The following is a 26,455-nucleotide window of genomic DNA, read 5'->3' on the forward strand; positions in this document are numbered from 1 at the left end:
GCAACCGCTTGGCTGGCGCTGACCCGTGATACCGGTCAGCTCACGCAGCTGACTCATTTTCCCTGGCTTCAATCCGCTCAGGCTCAGGTTAATTTTTGTCCGGGGGCTTTTTGAGATGCGTATAATACATTGTTTCGCCATTACCCGCGGCTTTACTGTCCCGAACTCTTCAAGTGAAATCCAAAGCCGTCACGATGAATTTCTGCCGTAACCTGGAAGTTAGGGATAGCAATACTATTATTGCTGCCAGCTTGCAACGGGAACCGGCAGTTTACTTTTGCTGCCCGCCTCTATTATGCTATTTTCGGGTGACTAAATGGATACCTGGTAATCGGCTGATCCGGTTTACTAATTTTTATTTTATTTCTGTTTACCAGCCTTATTTCAAGCCCAATCGCTATGTCGCTATCCCTCAAATAAATTGACATCCCCGAGAAAAGTGCGCTAGTATTCCAATGACATTGATTTTCGCCAGTGCCTAGCGAAGAGCAGGCGATGCGCGCCTTGCAAGCTGAGTCAATCAACAACCGGACACACCGGCCTTTTTCAAGGCTGAGCAGGATTGAACAACCGTAGTTTGTAATCTGTGCCTCCTGGCCGTGAATGCATTAATGAACTTGTCGAGTAATTAACAAAATACATCTACCCAACAATAAGATTGGCGAGTTTGAACTATTGAAACCCATAAGAGTTAGTTATTAACTAAATTTATCATTGGGAGATGAAACAATGAACAATGGACATCCAATCGAAGAAATGCATGCTGATGAATCATCCCATGATCTGAATCTCAGACGTCGCCGATTGATCCGTGGTGCCGCGTATGTTGCACCTATGGTACTAACGTTAAGAAGTGGCTCATTAGCGGCCGCTTCCTCCTGTACGGGTGCAAAATTACTAACATCTACGACAGACCCTAACGGCCAGCTCGCTTCCTCAACAGGAATCGCGGCAGGCGATACATGCGTTAGCGACCCTGTCACAATGGATTGCCCTAGCGGCCCTATCAGTGAACCTAAAATTATCCCTGGAAATGGAAGACTTGCAGGAATAGTGACATCAGAAACCGAGGGCTCTAATACACGATATTTTTGCTCCGGGGTGACCGCTCAAGGCACGCCTGTTGCCATCCTTAGCTCCGCTTCCGCCACTTCTTTTATTAATACATAATTAATTGTGGCTTATGCCGGAGGAATATTTCACGGAAATTGGTACTACCCATAGCAGCTTTGGTTTGGATAAAAACCGTAGCCTGGTTTTGACCCATGCCGGCCGCGAACTGGCGTGGCAAGAATGGGATGACGTTTACATAGTGTATCAGCCTTCCTCAGCGGAAACGCATGTTTTCAACGACACCACCGCAGCTGTATTACAATCTCTGGAGAAGGATGTCCTGACGATGGCTGAGATCGGGGATCGAACCGCTCAATGGCTTGATCTTGGGCGTGATGAGTTATCCAGCGGGGATTTATCTTTTGCCCTTGGACGATTGGAGGAATTGGGTCTGATCGAATGGTCGGGCACAGCCGCCCGATGAGGGTCGGCGATTTGGCTCTCCGGAAATTCAAAAGCCGTCTTGCAACTGAAGGTTTGCAAGTTCAGTTCGGCCCCTTCGTTATCCGGATGCGATCTGATTTGGCATCCTTCGCTTCGCTTGCTCATCAGCTATATCATCACTATCCCTTGGCATCCGCGACTGCTATGACCGACTTTCATGTGCAGATTACAAGACCTCGATGGTTGCGCCGCTGGTTGCGCCCCCAATCCCTTTTTACACTGGATGGCCAATCTCCCTTTGCCCCTTACGCCGTCGAACATGCTTTGCCCGCCCTGGAATGGGGCATCAACTGGTGTATCGCCACCCGAGCCCATCATCTCTTAATGCTGCACGCCGCAGTTGTTGAACGCGACGGTCAGGCAATTATCTTCCCGGCTTGGCCGGGACATGGCAAATCCACCCTCTGTGCCGCGCTTATCCATTCCGGATGGCGGCTCCTCTCTGATGAATTCGGCTTAGTACACCCTGAGGATGGAAAATTGCTGCCAATTCCCCGGCTCATTCCGCTCAAGAACGAATCCATCGACGTTATTAGACGTTTCAGGCCGGGGGCGATAATTGGCCCATCCTTTTTTAATACCCGCAAAGGCACTGTGGCGCATGTCATGCCGTCGGAAGAGAGTATCAGACGCGGACATGAACCCGCTGAACCCAGATGGCTGATTTTTCCCCGTTGGGCCGCAGAAGCTTCCCTCACGCTGAAGCCGATACCTAAGAGCGAAGCATTTTTGATGGTTGCCACTAATGCCTTCAACTATGAAGTCCTCGATAATACCGCTTTCCATCTTGTTACGGACATGGTGCAGGCGTGTGACTGTTACTCCTTTAGGTATTCGAATCTCGATGAAGCTGTCACGGCTCTCAATGCTTTGACGAGTTCAGGGCATGGGTAAAGTAACTGCCCAAACGAGGCTGGCAAATCAGTTACTGCTGGAAGCCATCAAGAATCCCAAAAACTTGCCCGTATTGTCTCTGGCGGATTGGGAACTTCTGATTCGCATGGGGCGGCGGACCAGGTTGCTCGGAAGGCTGGAAGCCGACTTGTCCCGAATCGGTCTCCTAGCAGAAATTCCCTCTCGCGCAGCAGATCATCTGCGGGCAGCCCGTAATGTCATCGACCACCGGAACACTTTGGTCAAGTGGGAAATCAACCGCATCCTATGGGCGCTCAACGGTACTGAGGCCCCGATTATCCTGCTGAAAGGAGCTGCATATGTGCAGGCGAATCTCCCTCCTGCGCACGGGCGAATATTCGCGGATGTTGATCTGCTGAGACCGGAGGAACGAATCGAAGAGATTGAGGAAAAATTAAGCCTCCGCGGATGGCTTAAAATGCAGATCGATCCTTACGATGACCGTTATTACCGGGTATGGATGCATGAAATACCACCGCTTCGCCATCGAGAGCGAGGAACAGAAATCGATATTCACCATCGAATTCTTCCGCGGACGAGCCGCCTGAACTCTGATCCCGCGCTTTTATTCGAGGCCGCGCGCCCCCTGGAAGACTCCCGTCTTCACGTCCTTGCGCCTGCCGATATGGTGCTGCATGCCTTGGTTCATCTATTTCTAGAATGTGATCCTCGGGAGGGCTTGAGGCTTAGAGATTTGCTCGATGTCCACCTGCTTTTTCAACATTATGGCCAAGAGCAAAGTTTCTGGGATGGCTTGACGCCACGAGCGTACAAGCTGGGTCTGGAGCGTCCGCTGTTCTACGGGCTGCGTTTTGCCCTGCGCTTCTTCGATACTCCAATTCCCCAAACAGTTAGGTCAGAAATTAAGAATGCAGGGCCGCGCTGGCCGATGCTATGGCTCATGGATCATCTTGTAGCACTTGCAATTTTGCCGGGTCATCCTGATTATCCTTATCCCTGGGCGACTCTGGCACGCCACCTTCTTTATTTGCGCGCTCACTGGTTAAAAATGCCGCCCCTCATGTTAGCCCGACATTTACTTTATAAGGCTTATCTGCGATCTCGCGGAGTTCGTGGAAAGGTGGATTTGGCCAAGCTTGATCTCAGGCAACAATAACCTTGTAGCATGCTCTCTACTTATTTCTGAATTCAAGCCGAACAGCATCGACTCTAAATTAATTGCGTCTATTTTCTGGTCAGTGTGAGCAATTTTTTGTTATCGACCTTAGCTGCGCTATGCACTATAGCAGGATATCGCCCTGCTCATTGACCACTAGCTGCCCTGTGAAACCATAACGCCAGCCGGTCGATGACTTGCCTCGACCGGATTGACTTATCAGTTCTAGGTCGGGATAGCGATATTCTTGCAGACTTTCAAAGCCTTAGAATTAATAAAAACCATGACTTAGGAGGCGGCGCAGTGGCTATTCATGAAAGTCGTCAAGTGCGCGATAAGAGTAGGCAAAAGCTCGATAAAAAGGTGGCAGATCAACAGGATGGAAAACGCAGATCGCTCATGTTTACCAATATGATAGATATAAAATCAGTTGCAGGTTCGGTAGCCTGCCTAATGGTAATATGCAAAGCCACTGAGCATTTTGCTATGACTCATGCGAGGTGCGCTGTTGCGCCTGCGATCGCCATTGATCAGTTGTTTTTCTGGCCAGGCTGGAATGAAAGTCGGGCAAAAATCAGCTACATCATAAAATCACTGTTTATTTCATAAAATCGGGTTTTTAAAAAATGCAGGTTAGAGCCGTATTGTTCCTGCTTTTTCTAAAACCTGCCTACTACCGTTCTTATCCCGAACTGAGGTTAACTTTAAAGTCATTCAGGCCTAGGACTCGACTCGTTTAAATCTAGCAAATAAATCGGTGTTCATAATTTATGCGTACGTCTAGCAAGCCACCATAAAACCACGATTGAAAATTAATTATTATTCCGCAAAAACGCCTCGAACATTAATAATGACCAAATCGGCGCGCTATAGTCGCGTAAGCCGCTTTGATGCTGGTTGACTATTTGCTGAAGGAATGTCTGATTAAATAAACCGCATTGGCTAATGTTTTCGCCTAGCAGTGATTCACGCATTTTGTTTTTTAGAGGGCCTTTAAACCAGGCAGCCAGAGGCACGGCGAAACCCATTTTAGGGCGGTACAAGATATCGTCAGGCAAGTAGTTTTCCAATGATTTTTTAAAGATGTATTTGCCCTCACGCCCTTTAAGTTTTATTTCCGGCTGCAATCCAGCCATCCATTCAACCAGCTTATGATCCAGCAAGGGTACTCTAACTTCCAGAGCATGCGCCATGCTGGCACGATCTACCTTCGTTAAAATGTCGCCAGGCAGGTAAGTTTTTATATCCAGATATTGAACCAGCGCCAAAGGGCTCTCTGTTGGTGCTTTATCAGCATATCTTTTAAACACATCAACCGCTTGATAGCCTTGTAAATCAGACCTTAATTGTTCACTGAACAGCTTTCTGCGCAGTCCATTGGAAAGCACGGAAACACTGTGAAAATACCCGGACATGGAATCACGGGCAATTGATTCAAATGTGGATTTTGCCCGGAAGATTTTCGGCGCCCAATCCGCTTTGGGATAAACTTGTCCCAGCAGGCCAAATACCGGTTTTCTGATTACATCGGGCAGCCAATTGCGCATTTGCTCTTCATAAGCATGCCAGCGATAGCGCCGGTATCCTGCCAGATTCTCATCACCGCCGTCACCCGATAATACTACCGTCACCTGTTTTTTAGCCAGTTCGCAAACCCTATAGGTCGGTAATGCCGAACTATCGGCATAGGGCTCATCGTAAAGGCCTGCCAATTGATCAACCAGGCTGAAATCATCGGGATCGACCTGCTCAACCCGATGCGCGGTATGATAGCGGTCAGCTACTTGCGCGGCGAATTTGGATTCGTTAAAAGCAGGATCGCCAAAAGAGATTGAACAGGTATTTACGGGATCTGGCGATAAGCCCGCCATTATGGCAACCACAGCGCTTGAATCTACGCCGCCTGACAGAAATGCGCCTAAAGGCACATCCGCTACCATGCGGATCTTGACGGCCTCCCGCAAGCGTTCTATAAGTTCCTCAGCGGTTGCTTTTTCGTCTTTGAGAGATCGCGGAGTAAATTTTACATCCCAGTACTGCCGAGGCTGATAAGTTTTGCCGCCCCGTTTTAGCGTTAGGCAATAACCCGGCTCCAGTTTATAAACATTTTTATAAATGGTTTTCGGATCAGGCACATAGCCGAAGCCGAAATACTCTTCAACAGCACGGGGATCCAGGATCTTCGGCAGTTCAGGGTGCTCTTTAAGCGATTTCAACTCAGAGCCGAAAATAAACTGCCCGTTTGCAAGCTCGGCATAGTAGAGTGGTTTGACTCCCAGGCGATCCCGCGCCAAAAATAAGGTCTGCTTATCCCGGTCCCAGACGGCAAAGGCAAACATGCCGCGCAGTCTGTCTACGCACGACTCGCCCCAGGCTTGCCAGCCATATAAAATAACTTCCGTATCGCAGTGGGTTTGGAAGATATAGCCCATTGCTTCCAGTTCCTTGCGCAATTCCAGAAAGTTATATATTTCACCGTTAAAGGTTAAAACTGCGTTCTTATCATGGCTGACCATCGGTTGCTGACCGCTGCTCAGATCGATAATCGATAATCTGCGATGGCCAAAGCCCAAACCTGCTTCTACGTGCAGACCGCCCTCATCGGGGCCGCGGTGGAATTGACTTTCGTTCATGCGGGAAAGCAACTCCCGATTGATTTCCCGCTTTTCTTTTATATCGAAGATGCCGACAATCCCGCACATATTTTTATTCCGGTTTCAAAAGTGAATCATAGACGCTTTTATATTGATCAACCATGGCAGCCAGCGAAAATTGCTGCAATACCCGCTGTTGCGCATGTTGTCCATGCTCGCGCCGTTTCTGTTCATGGCTGACATAATCGAGAATTTTTTCTGCCATTGCAACAGGATCGCCGGCTTTTGTTAACTGGCCGGTTTTTCCATCTTCAACTAATTCGGGATTGCCTCCCACATTGGTTGCAATCACCGGCAAGCCCGTAGCCATCGCCTCCAGAATAGTGTTTGAGATGCCTTCTGCCAAAGACGGCAATATAAATAAATCCAGCCGACGCATAATTTCAGCCACATCGCTGCGTTCACCGGGCAGCCAGGCGTTGTCCATTAACTGCTTTTCTGTCAGCAAATTTATTGCTTTTTCTCTTAGCGGGCCGTCTCCCACTATAAATAATTTAAGCTTGGCTTTGATTGCCGGCTGTTGTTCACAGGCATAAATAAATGCCTTTACCAGCGTTAACTGATCTTTAACGCCATGCATGCGTCCAACAGTGCCTATCACCACTTTTTCTTGAGGGAATGAGCAGGAACAACCCGGCAGTGGAGTTTTGTTTCCTTGCGGGGGATAAAAAACCGAAGTATCCACACCATTACATATCCGGGTTATTTTTTCCGGCGAAACCTGAATTTTCTCTGTCAAATAATTTTCCAGATGTTTTGACAACGGAATATATTGCTGGATCAGTGGCTTTACTATTCTTCTAACCCGTTGATATTTGATATTTTTCCCTTCAGGATCAAATATATCCCAGCCGTGTTCGCCATGTACTCTGTGCTTAATCCCAGCCAGCCATGCAGGAATTTGATATTCTATGGTACCCAGATTTCGTGTGTGGACAATGTCCGGCCTGAGCTGTTTTAACAACTTATACAGTTGCAGAAATGAGCCCCAGTCCTGACCTTGTTTTTTGTTTAGCTGATAAACCCTTACATCGCTGCGCATAAGACGGTCTTGAAAATCGCTACTGTCTGTAAGGGAAATAATGACATGGCGATAGCCATCGGTCGGCATGTTATCAATAAGATTAACCAGGCCATTTTCCAAGCCGCCGATGCCCAGGCGATAAATAATATGCACAATAAGCGGCGAATTATTCATGCGTTATTATTGAAATAAAGCCGAAAGCTGATTGACGTTTTGCTCCCAACTGAACATGGCTTTAACAAAATCACGATTGTTATTTGATATTATTTCTGCGCCGTTATCCTGCATTATTTTATCCAACTGCTGAACGATAACGTCAACCTCATCGCCGACTGACACATCAAGCGTTTGATCCGAGGGTATGCCTTCCATTGCCGCTGAGGTGGCGACAACGTATTTGGCCATCGCCATCGCTTCCAAAACCTTGTTTTGAATGCCTCTGGCGATTCTTAAAGGTGCAACTACCAGTCTGGCATGAGCAACATAGGGGCGCACATCATCAACTGCCCCCGTTACAATGATGTTTTTGTTGTTTGCAAGCTCACAGACTTCTTTACTCGGCTTGGAACCGACTATATAAAATTTTGCTTGAGGATATTTCTGAAGACGTGGAAAAACAGCGTTTCCAAACCAGGTTACGGCATCAACATTTGCCCAGTAATCCATTGCGCCGGTAAAAACAAGCGCCTCCTCGTTATCATGGTAAGGAGAGGCAAACAAATGGTCGGGCGAAAAATGATCCGTATCTACTCCATTATTGATATGAGTGATTTTTCCCTCAAGCTCGGGCGCCAAGCGCTTGAACAAGGCCGCTTCCTGTTCCGAAACAAAAAAGCTTACTTTGGATTTTTCAGCAATTGTTTTCTCATAGTTAAATAAATATTGTGCTTCCCGTTGATAAATCCATTTAGCCAGACCCTGTTTTTTATCAGCATACTGCCGCCATTTATCCGAATCGACATCAACAAAATCGACAATCATATCAATATCGTGTGAGGCGTTAATAAACTGGGCCATAACCGACGAATATATCAGCACTTTTTTAATCCGGCGTGTTTTTATTATATGATCGACCCAATCCTGCATAGCCTGATTTCGATAATATGGCAGACTTAATGCCTCATTAGTCAGCAGCCCTCTCAGGCTTTTTATTTTAGCCAACTGCGGCTTCAATCCCATATAAAAGGTTTCAGCGCATAGGGAATCTAATATTTCGGTATATTGCCAGTCATTGGCATCATCAATAAAGGTGCCCAAATGAATGGTGTATGTGGAGGCTAAATGTTTTAGAAAATGACAGGAGCGTATCTTATCTCCCTTATTCGGCGGATAAGGAATTCTGTGGGCAAGAAAAAGCAAATCTTTCATGGCAGAGGAAAGTTAAATAATAACTGTCCAGGCGGGTTCATCCGCGCTGTGAAGGTGAATTTTCATCCGAGGTCTTTTGCCAGCCACGGTCCTGCCATCTGACTTATCCCTAATGGCAATCGCTTCCAGGCGGCGATAAATAAGCGGTATTTCGGATTTAGCGGGTTGATATCAGGCAGGGCATGAGATTTAACCAATTGAAATTCATAAAACAAGGGTTCCGGCTGAAAGCCCCAGTTCTTTTTAAAGCTGTATGATCCTGTGCCGATTTTGCTGCGTCCATAGTCGAATATTTTTATACCCTTTTCTACGGACCGGCGCATTACTTCCCAATACATAAAGTCATTGCCCTTTAAACTGCGCGCCAGACTAGTGCCGCCTCCATAATAAGGCAGGACCTCATCCTTATAATAAAAATTCATGACGCTGCCTATCAACTGGCCATTACGCTCAACCGTCAAGACTTCGCATTGTTCTTTGAAAACATCTTTCAGCAGCTGAAAATATTTTTTCGGAAAAACCGGCGTTCCGAGATTTCTGACGCTCTCCGAATAGGCAGAAAAAAGTCGATCTACATTATTATCAATGGTGCTAGTCAACCCGGCGTCGATCCCTTTTCTGACCATCGCCCGCTGCTTTCGAGGGATAGCCAGGAAGTTTTTTTCAATATCCGGATGCAGTTTTTTTCTGAAGTTGACATATAATTCCTTATACGGTCTTTCCGTTTTCCGGCTTCTGTTTCTCATTTCCAGGTAATCCACACCGAGTTCATCAGCCAACCGGCACGCTTCCCTGTCAAGTTCTGAACTTGAGCCTTCATTACTGGCGACAATGCCTCCGTAAACGCAAAATGCTGTTGAAACCAGGGCATTACCAAATAGCAGGCTTTTTATATGCACGAGAGGCAAAATACCTGATATTTTTCCATTGGTTTCGCTATACAGATAATAAGTCTTATGGGCAAAAGCTTTTTCAATGACGGTTTTCCACCCTGTTTGATGAAAAAAGGTCGCCTCATCTGTTGCTTGCACGAAGCTGTCCCAGCGCGCGAAATTTGCTTCATCCAGTATTTTAATCATGCCTTTAACCTGTATATCCCTTTTTAATAGAACAATTACGCATCACTTGAGAAAAATATTTTCCAGGGTATCCCAGCTAAAATCTGTTAATAGCTGCTTTATTCTATTTTCCATTTTATGCAAATTCAGATAATGCCGTGTTCTGGTTTTAAAACTTAAGCCGCCTTGCCTGGGCTGCCCCGGGTCAATCTCCCACGGATGAAAGTAAAAAATGCCCGACTGCTTCTCTGTATGGTTTACCCGGTTAAATGCCCATTTTGAGAGCACATACGGGTAGAATCTAAAAAAGCCGCCCCCGCCGCACGGTATGTTTTTGCCTCCCAGCCTGATCGTAGTGATGGGGAGTTCCTTAAACTCCTGATTTTCTATCGGCTCAAACATAAATCGTGGAGCATCAGGCATACCGTATAGGTCATGTTTTACCGGATAAATACTGGAACTGTATTTAAAGCCTTCTTCCTGTAAAACATTCAAAGCCCACAGATTTTTTGCGCTTATTGAATAACTGGCGGCGCGGTAGCCTTTAACTTCATGGCCGCTCATGTCTTCGAGTAATTTTTTGGTACGGGAAACATCATTACGAAATTGTTCAGGCGTCTGTTCCGTCACGCGGATATGTTCATAGCCGTGACAGGCAAGCTCATGGCCGTCTTTTATAATTCGCTGAATCAAATCCGGATATCTTTCTGCGACCCAGCCCAAGGTAAAAAAAGTAGCTTTTATGTTTTTGTCTTCAAATATATCGAGTATCTGATGGGTGTTTTTCTGAACCCGGTGAGGTAGAGTATCCCATTGGTCTTTGGCAATATGAGTCTCAAAGGCGGACACCTGAAAATAATCTTCCACATCGACCGTCATGGCATTTTTTCTGGGCATATTTTTAGGCATAGGAATAGTGGCGCAGATTAATTTATTGCAAATAGATTTTTTTTATTTTTGCAACAATTCGATCAGCTGCCTTACCATCCCAAAACTCCGGAACTCGCCCCGATTTTCCGCCTGTTGCAAGAATATCATCCACGCAGGCTTTAATCTTTTCCGGATCCGTGCCCACTATCGTATTGGTGCCTTGCTCGACAGTAATTGGCCGTTCGGTATTTTCCCGCAGGGTGATGCAGGGAGTACCCAGCGACGTTGTTTCTTCCTGCAAGCCGCCGGAATCGGTTAGTACCATTTTCGCCGACTTCATCAATCCCAGCATTTGCAAGTAGCCAACCGGCGGTAGACAGATAATATTCCCGGCATTAATAACATCTAACAGACCGGCTTGTTCAATACGATTACGCGTCCTCGGATGAACCGGAAAAATAATGGGCAGCTTTTCACTGATGGTGACAATGCTCTTCAACAAGCTTTTTAAAACTTGCGGGTCATCAACATTTGATGGCCTGTGCATGGTCAGCAAACCATAACTTTCTTCCTGAATATTATGGGCTTTTTCGTACTCCTTCAAGGTTTCGGCAAACGGGATAGCCAGTTTTAGGTTAGCCAGCAGGGTATCGATCATGACATTACCTACAAAATAAATACGGCTACTGTCTATGCCTTCACTTATCAGGTTCTCTTGTGCACTGCGCTCTGTTATAAACAGACTGTCCGAAATCTGATCGGTTAATACGCGATTAATTTCTTCAGGCATTTCCCTATCCCGGCTTCTTAATCCGGCTTCCACATGAATGACGGGTATCTGCTTTTTAACTGCCACCAAACTGCAGGCAATGGTTGAGTTGACATCGCCGACTACCAGCACTGCACAGGGTTTTACTTTATCCAGCACAGGCTCAAACCGAAGCATAATAGTAGCGGTCTGCTGACAATGCGAACCTGATCCTACTTCCAGATCAATATCAGGCTCCGGAATACCCAACTGTTGAAAAAAAGAGGCTTTCATTGCCTGATCGTAATGCTGTCCGGTATGGACTAAATAGGGCGAAATCTGATCCTGAAATTTTTTCAATTCCTTGATGATAGGTGCAATTTTCATAAAATTCGGCCGGGCGCCCACTACGCAGACAATTACTTTTTTGCTCATATTATTGCTATTCTATTCTTGCCCGGAATTTTCGTTATAGACATCATCCATATCCAGCTGCAATAAGATGGCTTTACGCAATAATGCCCGCTCCTTGTTTAAGGTAGTCTGTAAGTTTAAAACTGTTTTCTCCAGAGCTACGAGCCGCTCATCCACTGAGCCACTGGAATCTGCTGTTATGGTAACGGAGGCCGGCAGGATATCATGAAACTCATCAGTTACTAGCGACGATTCTTCTTCAATATCAGCAATGACCCGGTTAACGGCGGCCAAATCGATTACTTTCAATTCGTCGAGATAGCCGAATAATAATACTCTATCGCATAAGGTGTTTATTCTTCGTGGAATGCCTTGAGAGTAGCTGCATATTTCATTAAAAACCTCATAATCAAATTGCGGAGTCTGTTCCCATCCTGCTTTCTCCAGCCGAAACAGAATATAATTTTTTGTTTCTTCTTCATTTAACGGCTTCAATTGATAGGTAGCGACTATGCGTTGTCTTAACTGCTCCATTTCCGGCAAAAAAAGCGTTTCTCCCAATTGCTTCTGGCCTATTAAAAAGGTTTGAAACAGTGATTTTCCAGACATTTCGAAATTTGACAGCATCCGCAGCTCTTCCAGGGAGTCTTTTGGAAGATTTTGCGCCTCATCCACAATCATGAGAACTCGTTTACCTTCGATCGCCTGCTGTATAAAAAAACGTTCTATTCTGGTTAATAAGGTGGACTTATCTTCACCATCATAAGGAAGTCCAAAAGTAGCGGAGATGATTTTTAACAGGTCGTCGGCACCGACTTGTGATGAAACCATAATGCCTATGGTAATATTATCATTATTTAAGCTATTGACCAGTTCCTTGACCAGCATGGTTTTGCCCGTGCCTGGCTTACCGGTGACGACTACAAATCCTTCGCCCTGAGTCAAGCCATAGCGCATGTAGGCCAATGCTCTTCTGTGCACGGCGCTGTTAAAAAAGAAATCGCTATCGGCAGTCAGTTGAAAAGGCTTCTTATTTAAATTATAAAAACCGTCATACATAATTTTAAAATCTCATAAATAAACTGGCTGTTGCGCGGTTTTCTTGAAAGTCATTGGTATTTAAGTCTGACTTTTGATTTAAATGCCGAAATTCTATTCGGCCATTTAGCCGGGGGGTAATGGATCGGTTCATCCCTATGGCAATATCATAGCGGTCATCCTGGGTCGAGTTTAGGGCCCTTTCTATGTGTTGCCATCCCGGCCGTATATAGGCGCTGGTTTTGCTGGCAAACCGCCAATTCCAGGTAGCATTAAACCCTCTTACTTTCTCATTATTGCCGGTAACCTGAAATACCCTGTCCTCATTAAAGGCATTAGCGCTTATCGTGCTTTTGCCCGTATTAAACGACACTGAAAAATTCCATGTTTTTCGTACGATCACTTCATTGGTCAGGGTCGGAATATTTGGGGGACGCTGGAATTGCTGGCTGATGACCGGATTGGGTATGATATTACCGAATGGATCCTGAACCTGAAAAATCGGTAGCTGCGATAAAATTTCCTGAGTTGTTATAGTGTCATTATCATGAGTCAATGCCCAGATGGAGCGTCTGGTGCGATAATTTAACGATGTTTGCCAGGTCTTACCGGTATTTAGTCCGATCTGATTATCCCTGTAGGTTGTAATCCAGTTTATACGTTGTATGGGTGAAATCCTGACGGTGACATAACTATTGTTACCGACCCCTACGGCAATACTATAATGCAGGCTGGGTATCCATTGCGCGCCAAGCGTATAAAACAAACCATTTTTATTACTTGAGGTAGTGGTCTGAAACTCATTATTACTATAACCTCCCTGCGCAAAGACGTTGAAATATTTATTTAAATAGGTTCTTACAGTGGCATTTGAATTTTGAAATTTAACATCATCGCCGCCTTTTCTGTAACTTTCCCGGTTATTATGAGACAGATTCCATGAAACGCGCCTAAATTTAGTCCCGCTTGTTAATTGAGCCGTTTCCCCAAGCGTTACGGTGTCTGAAATCGGGCTTAAAGGAGATGAGGGATTAGTGCCTGAGTCGGCGCCGGTTGTGATAGTATCAAAGTTAAGCCGGAAAAGTCCATTGGCATAGCTCCCAAAATGAGGCGTCCAGTACGGCGAAAGGCCAAAGGTAACCACATTGGTGCTGTTGCCGGCACCGGATATATTGTCATTGGCTATCTGATTATTAGAAAGATTCTGCTGACTGACAGAACTTCTCGAATCTAAAAATAATTTATTCTGAACAAATATATTGTGAGAATTGTACTGTAATTGATTATAGGTGTTCAGGCCCTTGTCCCCTCGGGCGTTATACAGATTCTGCATCCGGTAGTTTAAATTCAGCGTAGTTCGGGCTGATCGTCCAATCACCGAAACGCCGGGACTTACTTCCGTAACAAATGCGTTTTTTTCATTATCTTTTGGAGCTAACCTGATATTATCAGAATAAACTTCCTGTACCTGAATAGAAGGTCTTGTTGTCCAGTTAAGGGCAAACGACTGACTGGTATAAAAAAAAATATAAACCGTGGTCACTCTGATGAATAATACAGATAATTTAAGCAACCTGCGCGCTTCCCTGTTGTCTGTGGCTGAAACCATCTGTGCTTTCATGCTTTAGCTAAATCCGAATGTATTTACAAAATCAAAATAACAATAACTTTGTTAATTAGAACCAGGGTAAATAATCAAGGCAGCCAAATAGTGCATCTACCTGGCAAATTCGTAACTAGCTGTAATATTTCTATTAACACCTCATTAATGCTAATGCTCATATTGTCCATATTTGTAGTAATAACTAGCTTCCATACCTACTCTTGATTTATTGAGTACCGCCAATACTACATCACACGATGCCAATTTATTAACGGACTCCATTACCATACTCTGCAAGGTAGTTTCAGCTTCTATCACCAATACCACCTGACCCACTAAGCGCGCCAGAATCTCTCCTTGTGTAGCGGCCAGCAAAGGCGGCGAATCAAATATTACAATTCGGTCAGGGTATCTGTTGCTTAATTGTTTTGCTAATAAAATCATCCTGTTACTAGACAGTAATTCGGTAGAATGTTTGTGTCTTTTGCCTGCCGGAATTACACGGAGTCCAGGCATATCGGTTTTAAGCACGATATCTGAAAACTCAACTTCCTGGCCTTCCAGGTACTCAACCAAGCCGGGCGAGGATTTAATCCCCAGGGTTTTCGAAATGGAAGGACGCGCCACATCAGCATCAATCAATAACACTTTTTTATCTCTCTCAGTAGCAATACTCATCGCAAGATTAATGGCAGTAAATGTTTTACCTTCACCCGGCACACTACTTGTTATCAAGATTAAATTTGAGCGTTCAATGCCTGCACTTCCTTCTCCGAAAGCATTATTAACTAATGGCCGCTTGATATTTCTATATTCTTCTATTGTCTGGGTATTTGAATCCCCAGGCGTAACGAAGCCTAATTCAGCTAACTGCACCCAATTTATATTTGCGGTTTGTTCCCGACTCTTACTATCTGTTTGTTCAATATGAGCTAGTGGAGGTATTGATTGTTGCCGAGGATCAGGTTCAAGAGAGACTTTACTTAGCTCGAGAGGAAAAGCAGTTTCCTTCTCAGCCGTTTGTTCTTCATTTTTAGCTTTGTTAAAAGCATTTTCAATGATACTCATTTATACCTCTGCATAATTTTTCATCAACTGATGCTTTAAAACTAACCGTTAAGATTGAAAAATTTGACTTCCATAACCTCAGCCGCCATAAAACTGATATAAATCATAACTAACCCCAATGCGGCAACGCCATATCGAATTAACTCGATTTTATCTTTTTGTGCCTGAAGGGCATTAATTTTCATAGACACATTCCCTAATACCGGCAGTCCTGTCAACTGTCTAAGTTGTAGCGTGGACATAATTGTCGGCCTGATAAAATATAATAAAAAGGCCATGGCCAGTCCAAGTAAAATGCCGATTACTAATACTGCAGAGAATAAAAGTTCACGATTCGGAGATGAAGGTTTTAGAGGTTTATCGGGTGCATCAGCAATCTGGAATTTTAATGCTTCCGCCTGATTATCCACTTTCTCGGACATGGTTGCTTGCTCCCTGCTTGCAATGAGTTTTTGATGATTTCTTTTTAATGAATCATAATCCCTGTTCAGATTTTGGAGCTCAGTTTCGATAGCCAATCTTGAATTCATCTCGTCTCCTATTCTGTCAAGCCGGTGTTTTAATTCTTCAACTCGCGCTTGGGACGATCCTACCGTAGCTTCCGCCTCGTTAAGCGCTACCTTTATGGTCTGGATATAAGGATTGGCCATTACTTCCGGCTTGGCAAACATGTCTTTTGTTATATCTTCCTTTTCAGCTTTTTGTTTACTCTTTTGTAAATCCGCTATGGTTTTATTTATTGATACAATTTCAGGGTGCTTTTCAGTAAATCTTAGTAGAAGCTGTTTTTTCTTTTCAGTAAGGCCTTGTATTCTTGTATCTGCTTCAGTTAAATTTTCAATACTCCCTGTAATTCCCCAATCCTCATTAGATTCTTTTATCTCATTTAACTGATCTGATAACACTTGCCGTCGTGACAATGCCTCATTCAACTGCAATTTTGCGTCCTCCAGCAAATTAGCTACTCCCTGTACCTTGGAAATTTGGTCACCTTCCCCAGGCAACAGCCCAAAATTAGCGCGCTTGAAATTTTCTCTCGCTTTTTCGGCATTTTTTAATCGAGTCTCATATTCCTGAATTTGTTCATCTATAAATCGCTGTGCGACGTCAGCACCTGAAAGAGTCGACTTATGAGTTTGCTCGGAAAAAACAGTCAATACAGCTTGTACAACATTTTTCGCAATATCGGGGTTTTTTGCTTCGTATTGTATGGTAAAAATATCAGATGCTCCGCCATTGATTTTAATATCTTTTTTCAAACTCGCCATGAGCGCTTGCCGTTCAGGGGCATTTTTCACATCCTTTTCTAAATCTGACAGTTTTATTATCTGTTCGAGATTATTTTGCGTAAACATCAGTAGTTGCATGACACGCAGTAATCCCCGGACATCGGATTGAATGGTCATTTCCTGTAGCAAAGGCTGTAACATGGTCCGTGTTTCTACATGAACTTTAGCTTCAGACGCATATTTATTAGGCATAGCCGCCACAAATATCCAGCCGCTAAGGCAGACTATCCAAGCTATAATAATAGCCATCCATTTGTATTTTAAAGTGCCTTTTAAATAATAGAGGATTTCAGATATCTGGTCTTGCATAGTTTTTTGCTACCCCTTATTAACATCATAGGTTTAATTTATTACTCAGGTGTTAAAAAAATGATTCAGGTATTATTACAATATCCCCTGGTAAAATTTTCACATTTGCAGACAAATCAGCATTGTCAATCAAGTCATCAATTCTAATTCCAAAATGCTGTTGCTCACCATTGATATTACGAATAATACTTGCTCTATTGCCATCCGAATAGGGCCCCAGGCCGCCAACCTGTATCATCAAGTCCAACAAGGTCATATCCTTCTTGTAAGGAAATGCCTTGGCAGAAAAACGGGCGCTTCCACCCATGCCTATGTTGCCTCCGCCTCCGCCGCCGGCACCCATTCCGCCCCCACCTCCTGCTCCACCGCCGCTCAATTGACCTACAATTCTAACTTGCTGAGTATAAACGCCCTGAAAGCCGCCTACCATAATGACCACCTGCGGATCCCGGACATATTTAGCCAATTGTTTCTCCATCACTCTGGCTAGTTGAGATGGCGTTTTTCCACTCGCCAGCAAATCTTCTGCCAATGGAATGGTTATTTTTCCATCCGGTCTTACCGTGGCTGTGGTCGATATATCTGGATTTCCCCATACAAAAATAGTCACACTATCCCCCGGACCTATGATATAGGTATAGTCAGAAGGAATAACTGCATCTTCTTCCTGGGTTAGTTGCGGATAACCGCAGCCTGAAGCCAGCAGGACAAGCATAGGAAATGCCAATTTTATTTTCTTTGTTAATCTCACACCCATCACCTAAATCATTTAAGGTCTATTTTTGAAAGCCGTATAATTTCAAAGTCTCCACAACATCACTCCTGCCGGGACTTTATTTCTTTCAAGTTTGGCTTTAACATCTATAAGTATGCCAGTTTTATTTTCCAGTAATCCTGCAAAATAAGACCAGCCTTTAGCCATAAAATATTGGTGCGGCACTGCTAATAGAAGAGCATTAGCGGGTTTCAATTCATCTTCATGAGCTGATAAGTGTATATTATATTCTTCCATTACTTCGTGTGAGTCTGCCATAGGGTCAAACACTTGTACATTTACCTGATAATCCTGCAGTTCCCTCGCTATATCAATGACCCGCGTATTTCTAATGTCAGGGACATTTTCCTTAAAGGTAAAACCCAGAATAGTAACAGTGCTTCCTTTTACACATTTTCCTGCTTTGATAAGTTGCTTTATTGTCTGACTGGCGATAAAACTGCCCATGCTATCGTTAATACTTCGTCCTGATAGAATCACTTGGGGTGCATAGCCCAGGATTGCGGCTTTATAGGTCAGGTAATAAGGATCAACACCTATACAATGACCGCCTACCAGTCCCGGTTCAAAAGTCAAAAAGTTCCATTTGGTTGAGGCTGCCGCCAGTACATCCCGCGTATCAATATCCATTTTATTAAAAATCAATGCTAATTCATTCATCAATGAAATATTTAGGTCCCTTTGAGTATTCTCAATTACTTTTGCCGCTTCCGCTACTTTGATTGTAGCCGCTCTATGTACGCCGGCAACCACAACTGATTCATAGACTGCGGCCACTATTTCCAGGGTCTCAGGCGTATCCCCGGACACTACTTTGGTAATTGTTTTGAAGGTGTGAACTTTATCGCCGGGATTAATCCGTTCCGGCGAGTAGCCGACATTAAAGTCGATCTTCCACTTTAAGCCTGATTCCTGTTCCAGCACCGGAATACATTCTTCCTCGGTGGCGCCAGGATAAACGGTTGATTCATAAACAACGATATCATTTTTTTTAAGTTGCTTGCCAATGATTCTGGAGGCATTGATAACCGGTGACAAATCAGGTTGTTTAGCATTATTAACAGGAGTGGGCACTGCAATAATATGAAAGTCTGCCTTTTTTAAGTCGCCGGCATCATAAGTATATATAATTTTTGCTGCTTCCAGATCAGGCGAACTCACTTCATTTGTTCTTTCAATGCCTTTCTTCAGCTCCCCGATTCGGTTAGAGTTAATATCAAATCCAATTACCTGGCCAATCTTTCCGAATTCTACCGCCACCGGTAAGCCGACATAACCTAAACCGACAACCGAAATTTTCCTGTTATGCTTATTCATCAATCTATCCCGTAAAAATCTTTATACCATTTAACAAAATTTTTAATTCCGTTTTCCAGTAGCGTTGCCGGCTTATATCCCAGATCGTTAACCAAATCTGAAACATCCGCATAAGTATCGGGAACATCGCCCGGCTGTAGCGGCAGAAAATTCTTCATTGCCTCTTTACCCAAACATTTTTCCAGTGTTTCAATGAATTCCAGTAAATTAACAGGATTATTGTTGCCGATGTTATATATCCTGTAGGGAGCCATACTTGTACCAGGATCAGGGTTCTCACTTGCCCAGCTGGAATTTATCTGGGCCGGCTTATCAATAACCCTTAAAACGCCTTCCACAATATCATCTATATAGGTAAAATCGCGGCGATGATTCCCATAGTTAAACACGTCTATCGGTTTTCCTTCAATGATATTGCGCGTAAACATAAACAGCGACATATCAGGCCGTCCCCATGGGCCATACACAGTAAAAAAGCGCAAGCCGGTCGTGGGCAAATGATAAAGATGACTATAGGTATGAGCCATCAATTCGTTGGCCTTTTTACTGGCCGCATACAAAGAAACAGGATGATCAATATTGTCATGGATTGAAAACGGCATTTTGGTATTCGCTCCATAAACAGAACTGGAAGAAGCATAAGTCAGATGCTCAACAGCATTATGTCTGCATCCTTCCAGTATATTAATGAAGCCGACTATATTCGAATCAATGTAGGCATGCGGATTGGTAATTGAATATCTTACCCCCGCCTGGGCTGCCAGATGCATGACTCGCTGAACTTTCTCCTTGGCAAAAAGATTTTCTACCCCCTGCCGATCAGCAATTTCAAGTTTTATAAATTTAAACTTCTCATAGTCACGCAATCTCTGCAATCTTGCCAGCTTTAAATTGACATCATAATAATCATTCAGATTATCTATCCCGACAACTTCATCACCCCGTTCCAGCAATCTTATACCAAGCGTTGAACCTATAAATCCGGCCGCTCCTGTTACCAGTATTTTCAAAATTGACTCCTAATTAATTGTAGATAAGTATAAAAATGATTCATTAAAGATCAACTGCTTCTAGTTTTAGTTATAGTTTCCTTCAATAATGTTTCCGCGGCATTTTTATCAGAAAAGCTCCCTTTTCTTCCTGCTAGCTCAAGTGCCTGTTTAAGCTCTGAAATTGCAGCGCCATTATTGCCATTTTTGTAATGCGCAAAGCCTAAATGGTATCTAAACACCGGAACATCAGGAGCTGTATTAATTATGTGTTCTAATATTTTTACTCCTTCATTTATCTTACCTTGCTTGATGATTGCCCAGGCATAAGTATCTCTGAAATAAGCTTGCTCAGAGTTTTTAAATTTTTCGCTAAGATCAACAGCTCTTTTCAGCTTTTTTTCATCAGTAAAATGTTCGCTTAAAACACTGGCCAAATTATTGATCGCTATATCCAGCTGAGGATTTTTAGCCAGTAATGACTCATACATCGAAACAGCGGAATCGTAATCTCCCTGTAATTCATACAATGAAGCAAGCGATAATGACAGTTTCACATTTTCAGGATTTTGCTTGAGTCCGTCCTGATACAATTCAATAGCACTTTTATTGTCATTTTGCGCCAGTTTTATATTGGCTAATGAAATATATAACTGTGGAATTTTAGGATTAACTTTAATAAGATTGGTTAGTAATACTGACCCTTTATCAAACTTTTTATCAGCCAAGTACAAATCGCCCAGAAGGATGCCCGCGGAAAAATTATCGGGCCTTTTTAATAGTGCCTTATTTAAAAAAGCCACCATTTCACTGCGTTTATTCATATGCTCATAGCAGCGTGCCATATAGCCCAGAGCATCACTATTTTCGGGGAACTTTACTAATAATTCTTTATACAACCCGACCGCCCTGGAGCATTCGCCCTGGGCCTGAAGAATTTGAGCCTGCAAATAGGTGGCAAGGTCATTGGCGAGCGGATTAGAAGAATCCTGGATTTTTTTCACCCCAGCCTTTGCATTATCCCAGTTATTATCTGCTATATTTATCTTAACCAGCTTTTCGAGCAGGGCAATATTGTCCGGTCTAAGCCTTATCGCCTTTTCTAAAAGTTCCTTTGCATATTTAATATTTTTACTCTTCAAAGCTTTATCATAAACGTACGCCAAGGCCTGGAAATTTGTCGGGTTAGCCTGCAACGCCATCGAAAATTTTCTGTCAGCCTGTTTCTGATCGCCCTTAGCCAAAAACGCTTCCGCTAATAAAATCAGGGCCTCATCAGAGTCTGGCTTACTCCACATAACGCTATTTAACAAGTCAATGGCTTGATCATACTGTTTATTTACAAACAATAATCTTGCCCGTAAAATTTTTCCATCGTCGAAATTTGAGTTTGCCTCCAAAATTTCGTCAACCATCCGCTTTGTTGCCAGGTAATCTTTTTGGTCAAATGCAATTTTTGCTAAAATAGTTTTTGCTGTAAGGCCGACATTCGAGTTCTCTTCCAGCTCTATAACACGATTAAGTACTTTCCTGGCTTCATTAAAGTTCTCGCTTACTATCATCCAGTTGGAAAGATCAAGCAACATACGTGGCTGATTCTTATGCTTTTCAGTAAGTTGGTGAAATTGCTCTTCAACCTTTTCTTTATTGGTAACGAACAGGAAATCAAGCAGCATTAACTCTGCCTTGACATTATCGGGCTCTTCGTCAATAAGCCCCCGCAATACTTCTTCAGCTTCTTTTGTTTTTCCCGACTGTGAATATATTTTAGCCAGCGCAATTTTAAACTCCTGGTTCTCAGGAGATAAGCTAACCAATTTCTGATAATCGGAAATAACAGCATCTATATTTTCTGTTTTTGCATCCAGCTGAACTTTAAAAAGATGCTGGGATATGTTTTTGGGATCGGATTTTATGGCTGTATCTATTAAAGCCAAAGCCTGAGTGAAATCTCCCTTTTCAGTGTAAACTAAAGCTTTCAAAGACAAGGCATCGGTAAAGTTAGGATTCACCTTTAATATGCCATCAATGATGGCAAGGGCTTCATCCGGTTTTTTTTGCCGGATAAGTGCCGAAGCTTTTAAGGCAAGCGCTTCCGGATTCTGGCTTGAATCCTTTAAAACAACTTCAGCCTGTTCCAATGCCGCATCGATCTCTCCAAACAAAAGTTGCACTTTCCCCAGCTTTAATCTGGCCTCAGCATAGGTGGGAGCCAACTCTATTGTCTTTATCAGGTTTTCCCGCATCGCTTTAAACTGCCTGTTTTTCTCATCCAGCAAGGCCAGATAATAATAAGTTTCAGCGGTATCCTTATCTGACTGGCCGGCCGTTTTTAATTCAAGCTTCGCTTTTTCATATTCTCCTTTATTGAAGTATTCAACTCCGCGTTGCAAATGTTCTTTTGATTCTTCCTCACTATTACATCCACCCACTAATAGTATTACCGGCAAAATGGATATAATTATTAATTTTTTTTTATCATCGTGATAAAGATCAAACATTCTAATCAACCTGCTGAAAATTTATTTTAAAAAAGCTGTTCCGCACATACGCGGCAAGGGCCAACTCTCTCTCTTTTCTTATTTGAAAATGCCCTGCATTAGTCCCCCTGTACTTCCCTAGCAGTATAGTCAAGATCTATGCTGCTTTTTGAAGCCTATGACTTCTGCGCCATGTATTGAATTATAAAATGTGGACTAAAATTACCGAGTTAAGTATAAGCTATTGATAATTATTATAATAATATTATCATGAAAATTATTTTATAAGGCATTAAGTGAAAATCTTTCAAGTTTCCAATAGGTTACAGACCAGCTAATGTAGCTGACTTAAAGTGATGCTTCAACTCCGATTTTTCTTAAAATCCCAGCCCCTTCATTGAAAGGTTAAGGACTGGAAAGTCAGGCCCTGGATGGCAATCACCGCTAGAGTGCGGCATAAATTGAATAACTCAATAAATTGACCAAAACCAGATTACATTGACAGGCAGAATTGACAGGCAGAATCGAACTCTCCATCACGAAACTCTTTAATCTGATCAATCAAAAGTACTGGCAATAAAGAATCTGCAAAGAGAGACTTTATGAACCGTTATTTTTTATCTGTTTTGCAGATGAGCATTTAACGCTTTGGCACAGTTGCCGGAAAACATCGTCTTTCTCGCTTGTCCGGGCAAATTATGAAGTGCCGAATTGACTTTCTTCGTTAGCAACAAAAATGAGTCGACGTCTGGCACATTTATGAATCTTGAAGATGTAAAGGCGCTGAATATTATTGAACTTGACAGGATAAAACCTGGGCATACTTCGATTGCTGCAATTTCACTCTTACCAGTAAGATTAACGGTAAAAACGCTTCACTATTTCAAACATTAATAGGGAGTACTGAAAAATGCCATCACGACCGGCGCCTAGTAGTTCCGTTCTGCCTTATCTGTTCGGCCCCATCTTCTTCTAAATACTCTTTCGAGTGCTTAACATCATTAGTTATTTTGGACAGCCGTTCGTCAATATCTTCCAGCATTTCAATTAACTTATAACGAACCTCATCATATTCTTTCATCCTAAATCCTGCTTGTTCTCGAGCTTGAGCGCACTTAATTCAACAGCTTGCTCTATACTAAACTTTGAGTTCCAGGTATTTATTACTATATCCTACCACTTTCATGCAAAATGACATACATCAACTTCTGAAATCAGGTCATTTTGCGCAAGCCACATTAAATTCTCCTTACTCTATGCTACCTGCTTGCTGGCGGACAATTGCTGATAAAAGATATGCCCCTGCGCGGGCAAAACTACACTAGCGCATATGTTGCAAAGCCGTTAGGTTTAAACTATCAGCACATTCAATTTATCAGTGATATTTTACCGGCGGATAATATGGGCGCTTCTGTTTTTAATGTAAAAACCTTAAGTTCAAATTTCATCGCGGCCCGGTCTTTAATCAAATGATTGTAGCTGATGATTTAACCGCGCGCAGCCCAAAGCGCGCTGCTGCAATCCATGGAAGAGCATCAGGTTGGGTTGAAGGAAAAACCTATCCATTACCAAAACCTTTTTTTGTGATTGCTACCCAAAACCCGTCCATCAAATAGCATCATCTCCCTTTCCGGAGTCGCAACTGGACTATTTTTTTAATGTGCCTTGAGCCCTGTTACCACGATCGCAAAGTAGAAAGATTATTACGCACCGGGCAGAGTCTGCATAGCTTGATTGAATCACTGTCTGTGCCTTGCCCTCAGAACAGCTGCAGCTCATGCAAAACGCTGTTACCAAAGTTTATATTTCAATGCCTTACTCGATTATAGTCCGGCCATTAATAACTTCACACGCAGATCATCAGCCTGTTACTGCTGTGGCCTTTCGCCAAGCGCCGGGTTAGCGCTGTTTACGACCGCCAAACCCTGGGCCTTTAAGGATTCAGAGCAGCGCTGTTTTTCTGAAGATCTTGCAAGCGATGTTGCAGGCTATGGCCGGGCGGGGATCGTTTAAGATCGGGTAACAATATTTCAGAAGCCATTATCGCGCCTGGATAAAGTTGCCGTGCTATGAAATCTCTTTCATTAAAGGAAGGCTTTTTGCCCAGCCGGTTAGTTTTCGGTGAAAAAGCTGATAATGAGGCGGTAACGCTGAATCCTCGCCGGATATTTATTTTCTTACAAGCCGAGAACTCGCTTTCTTTTATAACAATAATCTCGCCTATGTACTGGCTTTTTTATCAACCAATATTTTTTTCATTACCATTCTCATAGCTATAATTCACTTGCTGGGCTGATTCCGTTTAAAAGCCCGAGTAAAGCCGTTTTTGCCGGCGAGCCGCAGAATTTGAAATTCATATTAATAATCTCGTTAATATCGAACTTTATACTCTGCAGCTTGGCCTTCAAAAGATTGAAGATATGATAATCCCGGCGCAGATCAAGACGGTCCTCACGCTTTAGTCAATCACTTAAAAAGAGGCTGGCACGAAGTGGGAAGAGTTAATGTTTCCAGTACATTTTCGTGGACATTGTTTCGTAGCTGGAAGCCTCGCAAATTAAACTTAAAGTTCGGGTTTACTGGGATTCTCACCTCTGAAAATACCTCTTTCCTAGACGCCATCGAGCCAATCTCATGGAGGATTTAGCAAAAAAGGCGCTAATGATTTTTATGGCTGGAGAGGAGTTTTCTGATGACGATTCCATCGAACATTTTCCTAAAAGCCTTTGCTAAAGACAGGGCCTGTTCAGTCAACAATACGGCAGTAAGAATTCAGCAGAAATTCAGCTGGATTATGACTATGCGCTCGGCATTAGTCATGAAGAACGCCCAATCCAATTATGCCGTTGGCTGGTTGATGCAGAAAAAGCCGGAATATCTTATAGCTTCTCATTGCCCGAATTAAAACTTCCGCCTGCCCAGGACCCCTGGCATTATAAAAATTGAAGTGTTGCGCTACGGTAAGAATTCAGATCCGAATGATTTGAAGAGATTTAACAGCCTGACCTCCAGGCTTAGGTTTTGTTGATATTTTGTCTGATAAAGTTAAGTTTTGGCCATTTTCAGCGGGAAAAGCCGAATAGAGCAGAACTAACAGACGAAGCGTGGCACACCTTGTATGGACTGCTCTTATTGGATTCCAGGGTTTACTTAGTCTGGGGGTAAAAATGCCGGGGTTTTCTAGACACCGTGCTGTAGAGAGGGCCATAGCGGTTATTGCAGGCCGCACTGGGCAAGTGGAGCGCACTGCTCAAACGCTTTGCAAGCGGGTGCAGGTAGAGCCTCTGACCGAGCTTGCATAAAAGCTGTAGCCCAACGTCCTGATTGGCAACACATCCTGATCGACAGTACGGGTGCACATGACTACGACAGTGCCGCGCGAGCCTTGTTGCAGTTGACTCGGCTCGGGGCAGGCGCTCTTCTTGGCGATAAGGGTTATGACAGCGATGCCTTTGTCGAAGCCATCCGGAAACAAGGTATGCAGCCTTCAATGCACTTCTTAGCAAGAGGTTGCAGCGCGTCATAGTCATTGGTTTCTCTATAATGAATGTCATCTGATTAAATGTACTTTCGGTAAATCAGATATTAGCGGCGAATGTTCTCACGATTTGAAAAGCTCTTTGAAAAGCTCTTCAGAAACTACATGGGCTTCATCCGTTTCGTTTCAGCTCTGATTTGGCTGCAATAAAATGTCAACAGAACCTAACAACCCGAGATAACGTCATCGGGGAACCGATGAAAAGATCATAAAACCGATTTGAGGGAACTGTGGGGAAAGAGTCAAGCTTGAACCTATAAAAAACCAGCATGCCCAGCGCAGAATAAGGCAAAAGTGCTATGACCGGAATTCAAGCTTTAGCAC

At 43.5% G+C, this 26,455-nt stretch carries 22 protein-coding genes and 1 pseudogene; 6 read left to right on the forward strand and 17 right to left on the reverse strand.

Going from position 1 to position 26,455, the window contains the following annotated elements:
- The first annotated feature begins 1,234 nt into the window (after positions 1 to 1,234).
- The 3 genes from HUX64_RS00970 to HUX64_RS00980 are packed head-to-tail and all read left to right on the forward strand — an operon-like array spanning position 1,235 to position 3,589.
- Positions 1,235 to 1,537 carry an HPr-rel-A system PqqD family peptide chaperone gene (locus HUX64_RS00970; protein ID WP_174624387.1) on the forward strand — a complete coding sequence of 101 codons (303 nt, stop codon included), beginning with the start codon at positions 1,235 to 1,237 and terminating at the stop codon, positions 1,535 to 1,537.
- Entirely contained in the window at positions 1,534 to 2,451 is a 918-nt protein-coding gene (locus HUX64_RS00975) for an HprK-related kinase A (protein WP_174624388.1), read from the forward strand. Before HUX64_RS00970 ends, HUX64_RS00975 begins: the two co-directional genes overlap by 4 nt.
- Complete coding sequence (locus HUX64_RS00980; protein WP_174624389.1) at positions 2,444 to 3,589, forward strand: nucleotidyltransferase domain-containing protein; 1,146 nt, start codon at positions 2,444 to 2,446, stop codon at positions 3,587 to 3,589. Before HUX64_RS00975 ends, HUX64_RS00980 begins: the two co-directional genes overlap by 8 nt.
- Positions 3,590 to 3,713: 124 nt before the next feature.
- Here the strand turns inward: HUX64_RS00980 and HUX64_RS20310 are convergent, their stop codons facing one another.
- A complete protein-coding gene (locus tag HUX64_RS20310) occupies positions 3,714 to 3,842 on the reverse strand; it encodes a transposase (protein WP_174624448.1) in 129 nt (42 codons plus the stop codon).
- A 50-nt stretch (positions 3,843 to 3,892) separates the two neighbouring features.
- Between HUX64_RS20310 and HUX64_RS00990 the strand changes: the two genes are divergently transcribed.
- On the forward strand, positions 3,893 to 4,198 hold the full coding sequence (locus tag HUX64_RS00990) for a hypothetical protein (protein WP_174624390.1): 306 nt from the start codon (positions 3,893 to 3,895) through the stop codon (positions 4,196 to 4,198).
- A 203-nt stretch (positions 4,199 to 4,401) separates the two neighbouring features.
- Here the strand turns inward: HUX64_RS00990 and HUX64_RS00995 are convergent, their stop codons facing one another.
- The 15 genes from HUX64_RS00995 to HUX64_RS01065 form a co-directional block, all read right to left on the reverse strand.
- On the reverse strand, positions 4,402 to 6,291 hold the full coding sequence (locus HUX64_RS00995; RefSeq protein WP_174624391.1) for an XrtA/PEP-CTERM system amidotransferase: 1,890 nt from the start codon (positions 6,289 to 6,291) through the stop codon (positions 4,402 to 4,404).
- 4 nt (positions 6,292 to 6,295) lie between these two features.
- On the reverse strand, positions 6,296 to 7,441 hold the full coding sequence (locus HUX64_RS01000; protein ID WP_174624392.1) for a TIGR03088 family PEP-CTERM/XrtA system glycosyltransferase: 1,146 nt from the start codon (positions 7,439 to 7,441) through the stop codon (positions 6,296 to 6,298).
- A gap of 6 nt (positions 7,442 to 7,447) precedes the next feature.
- On the reverse strand, positions 7,448 to 8,635 hold the full coding sequence (locus HUX64_RS01005) for a TIGR03087 family PEP-CTERM/XrtA system glycosyltransferase (RefSeq protein WP_174624393.1): 1,188 nt from the start codon (positions 8,633 to 8,635) through the stop codon (positions 7,448 to 7,450).
- A 62-nt stretch (positions 8,636 to 8,697) separates the two neighbouring features.
- A complete protein-coding gene (locus HUX64_RS01010) occupies positions 8,698 to 9,714 on the reverse strand; it encodes a FemAB family XrtA/PEP-CTERM system-associated protein (protein ID WP_174624394.1) in 1,017 nt (338 codons plus the stop codon).
- 42 nt (positions 9,715 to 9,756) lie between these two features.
- The gene (locus HUX64_RS01015; protein ID WP_217426375.1) at positions 9,757 to 10,590 is read right to left on the reverse strand and encodes an XrtA system polysaccharide deacetylase; all 834 of its coding nucleotides are present in this window, start codon (positions 10,588 to 10,590) and stop codon (positions 9,757 to 9,759) included.
- Positions 10,591 to 10,624: 34 nt separating this feature from the next.
- A complete protein-coding gene (wecB, locus tag HUX64_RS01020) occupies positions 10,625 to 11,746 on the reverse strand; it encodes a non-hydrolyzing UDP-N-acetylglucosamine 2-epimerase (RefSeq protein WP_174624395.1) in 1,122 nt (373 codons plus the stop codon).
- 12 nt (positions 11,747 to 11,758) lie between these two features.
- Positions 11,759 to 12,784, reverse strand: coding sequence for an XrtA/PEP-CTERM system-associated ATPase (locus HUX64_RS01025; protein WP_174624396.1), 1,026 nt, complete (start codon positions 12,782 to 12,784; stop codon positions 11,759 to 11,761).
- A 4-nt stretch (positions 12,785 to 12,788) separates the two neighbouring features.
- On the reverse strand, positions 12,789 to 14,384 hold the full coding sequence (locus HUX64_RS01030) for a TIGR03016 family PEP-CTERM system-associated outer membrane protein (RefSeq protein WP_246246852.1): 1,596 nt from the start codon (positions 14,382 to 14,384) through the stop codon (positions 12,789 to 12,791).
- Positions 14,385 to 14,534: 150 nt separating this feature from the next.
- Positions 14,535 to 15,434, reverse strand: coding sequence for an XrtA-associated tyrosine autokinase (locus tag HUX64_RS01035; RefSeq protein ID WP_174624397.1), 900 nt, complete (start codon positions 15,432 to 15,434; stop codon positions 14,535 to 14,537).
- Positions 15,435 to 15,475: 41 nt separating this feature from the next.
- Positions 15,476 to 17,032, reverse strand: coding sequence for an XrtA system polysaccharide chain length determinant (locus HUX64_RS01040; protein WP_174624398.1), 1,557 nt, complete (start codon positions 17,030 to 17,032; stop codon positions 15,476 to 15,478).
- Between the two features lie 52 nt (positions 17,033 to 17,084).
- Positions 17,085 to 17,759, reverse strand: coding sequence for a polysaccharide export protein (locus HUX64_RS01045; protein WP_246246853.1), 675 nt, complete (start codon positions 17,757 to 17,759; stop codon positions 17,085 to 17,087).
- A gap of 72 nt (positions 17,760 to 17,831) precedes the next feature.
- The gene (locus HUX64_RS01050; RefSeq protein ID WP_174624400.1) at positions 17,832 to 19,124 is read right to left on the reverse strand and encodes a nucleotide sugar dehydrogenase; all 1,293 of its coding nucleotides are present in this window, start codon (positions 19,122 to 19,124) and stop codon (positions 17,832 to 17,834) included.
- Positions 19,124 to 20,134 carry an NAD-dependent epimerase gene (locus tag HUX64_RS01055; protein WP_174624401.1) on the reverse strand — a complete coding sequence of 337 codons (1,011 nt, stop codon included), beginning with the start codon at positions 20,132 to 20,134 and terminating at the stop codon, positions 19,124 to 19,126. The genes HUX64_RS01050 and HUX64_RS01055 overlap by 1 nt, the downstream gene beginning before the upstream one ends.
- Before the next feature lie 50 nt (positions 20,135 to 20,184).
- Positions 20,185 to 22,614, reverse strand: a complete 2,430-nt coding sequence (locus HUX64_RS01060; RefSeq protein WP_174624402.1) for a tetratricopeptide repeat protein — start codon at positions 22,612 to 22,614, stop codon at positions 20,185 to 20,187.
- Between the two features lie 895 nt (positions 22,615 to 23,509).
- A complete protein-coding gene (locus tag HUX64_RS01065; RefSeq protein WP_174624403.1) occupies positions 23,510 to 23,674 on the reverse strand; it encodes a hypothetical protein in 165 nt (54 codons plus the stop codon).
- Between the two features lie 215 nt (positions 23,675 to 23,889).
- On the opposite strand from HUX64_RS01065, the pseudogene HUX64_RS19450 reads away from it, so the two are divergent.
- Together HUX64_RS19450 and HUX64_RS01075 are read left to right on the forward strand one after the other, a co-directional pair.
- Positions 23,890 to 24,209, forward strand: a pseudogene (locus HUX64_RS19450) (AAA family ATPase).
- A gap of 1,076 nt (positions 24,210 to 25,285) precedes the next feature.
- The gene (locus HUX64_RS01075; protein ID WP_174624404.1) at positions 25,286 to 25,498 is read left to right on the forward strand and encodes a hypothetical protein; all 213 of its coding nucleotides are present in this window, start codon (positions 25,286 to 25,288) and stop codon (positions 25,496 to 25,498) included.
- A 345-nt stretch (positions 25,499 to 25,843) separates the two neighbouring features.
- Here the strand turns inward: HUX64_RS01075 and HUX64_RS01080 are convergent, their stop codons facing one another.
- Positions 25,844 to 26,068: a hypothetical protein gene (locus HUX64_RS01080; RefSeq protein WP_174624405.1), complete on the reverse strand. Its 225-nt coding sequence runs from the start codon at positions 26,066 to 26,068 to the stop codon at positions 25,844 to 25,846.
- Positions 26,069 to 26,455: the final 387 nt, after the last annotated feature.

Origin of the sequence: Candidatus Methylobacter favarea (genome assembly GCF_902806695.1) — a bacterium.
Lineage (GTDB): Bacteria > Pseudomonadota > Gammaproteobacteria > Methylococcales > Methylomonadaceae > Methylobacter_B > Methylobacter_B favarea.

Bases quoted from the DNA above. Each gene is read 5' to 3' on its own strand.
- HUX64_RS01065 (WP_174624403.1), bottom strand. From the start codon at position 23,674: ATGAAAGAATATGATGAGGTTCGTTATAAGTTAATTGAAATGCTGGAA.
- HUX64_RS01015 (WP_217426375.1), bottom strand. From the start codon at position 10,590: ATGCCCAGAAAAAATGCCATGACGGTCGATGTGGAAGATTATTTTCAG.
- HUX64_RS01010 (WP_174624394.1), bottom strand. From the start codon at position 9,714: ATGATTAAAATACTGGATGAAGCAAATTTCGCGCGCTGGGACAGCTTC.
- HUX64_RS01025 (WP_174624396.1), bottom strand. From the start codon at position 12,784: ATGTATGACGGTTTTTATAATTTAAATAAGAAGCCTTTTCAACTGACT.
- HUX64_RS01050 (WP_174624400.1), bottom strand. From the start codon at position 19,124: ATGAATAAGCATAACAGGAAAATTTCGGTTGTCGGTTTAGGTTATGTC.
- HUX64_RS00995 (WP_174624391.1), bottom strand. From the start codon at position 6,291: ATGTGCGGGATTGTCGGCATCTTCGATATAAAAGAAAAGCGGGAAATC.
- HUX64_RS01030 (WP_246246852.1), bottom strand. From the start codon at position 14,384: ATGAAAGCACAGATGGTTTCAGCCACAGACAACAGGGAAGCGCGCAGG.
- HUX64_RS01075 (WP_174624404.1), top strand. From the start codon at position 25,286: ATGACGATTCCATCGAACATTTTCCTAAAAGCCTTTGCTAAAGACAGG.
- HUX64_RS01040 (WP_174624398.1), bottom strand. From the start codon at position 17,032: ATGCAAGACCAGATATCTGAAATCCTCTATTATTTAAAAGGCACTTTA.
- HUX64_RS00980 (WP_174624389.1), top strand. From the start codon at position 2,444: ATGGGTAAAGTAACTGCCCAAACGAGGCTGGCAAATCAGTTACTGCTG.
- HUX64_RS00975 (WP_174624388.1), top strand. From the start codon at position 1,534: ATGAGGGTCGGCGATTTGGCTCTCCGGAAATTCAAAAGCCGTCTTGCA.
- wecB (WP_174624395.1), bottom strand. From the start codon at position 11,746: ATGAGCAAAAAAGTAATTGTCTGCGTAGTGGGCGCCCGGCCGAATTTT.
- HUX64_RS01035 (WP_174624397.1), bottom strand. From the start codon at position 15,434: ATGAGTATCATTGAAAATGCTTTTAACAAAGCTAAAAATGAAGAACAA.
- HUX64_RS01005 (WP_174624393.1), bottom strand. From the start codon at position 8,635: ATGAAAGATTTGCTTTTTCTTGCCCACAGAATTCCTTATCCGCCGAAT.
- HUX64_RS01060 (WP_174624402.1), bottom strand. From the start codon at position 22,614: ATGTTTGATCTTTATCACGATGATAAAAAAAAATTAATAATTATATCC.
- HUX64_RS01000 (WP_174624392.1), bottom strand. From the start codon at position 7,441: ATGAATAATTCGCCGCTTATTGTGCATATTATTTATCGCCTGGGCATC.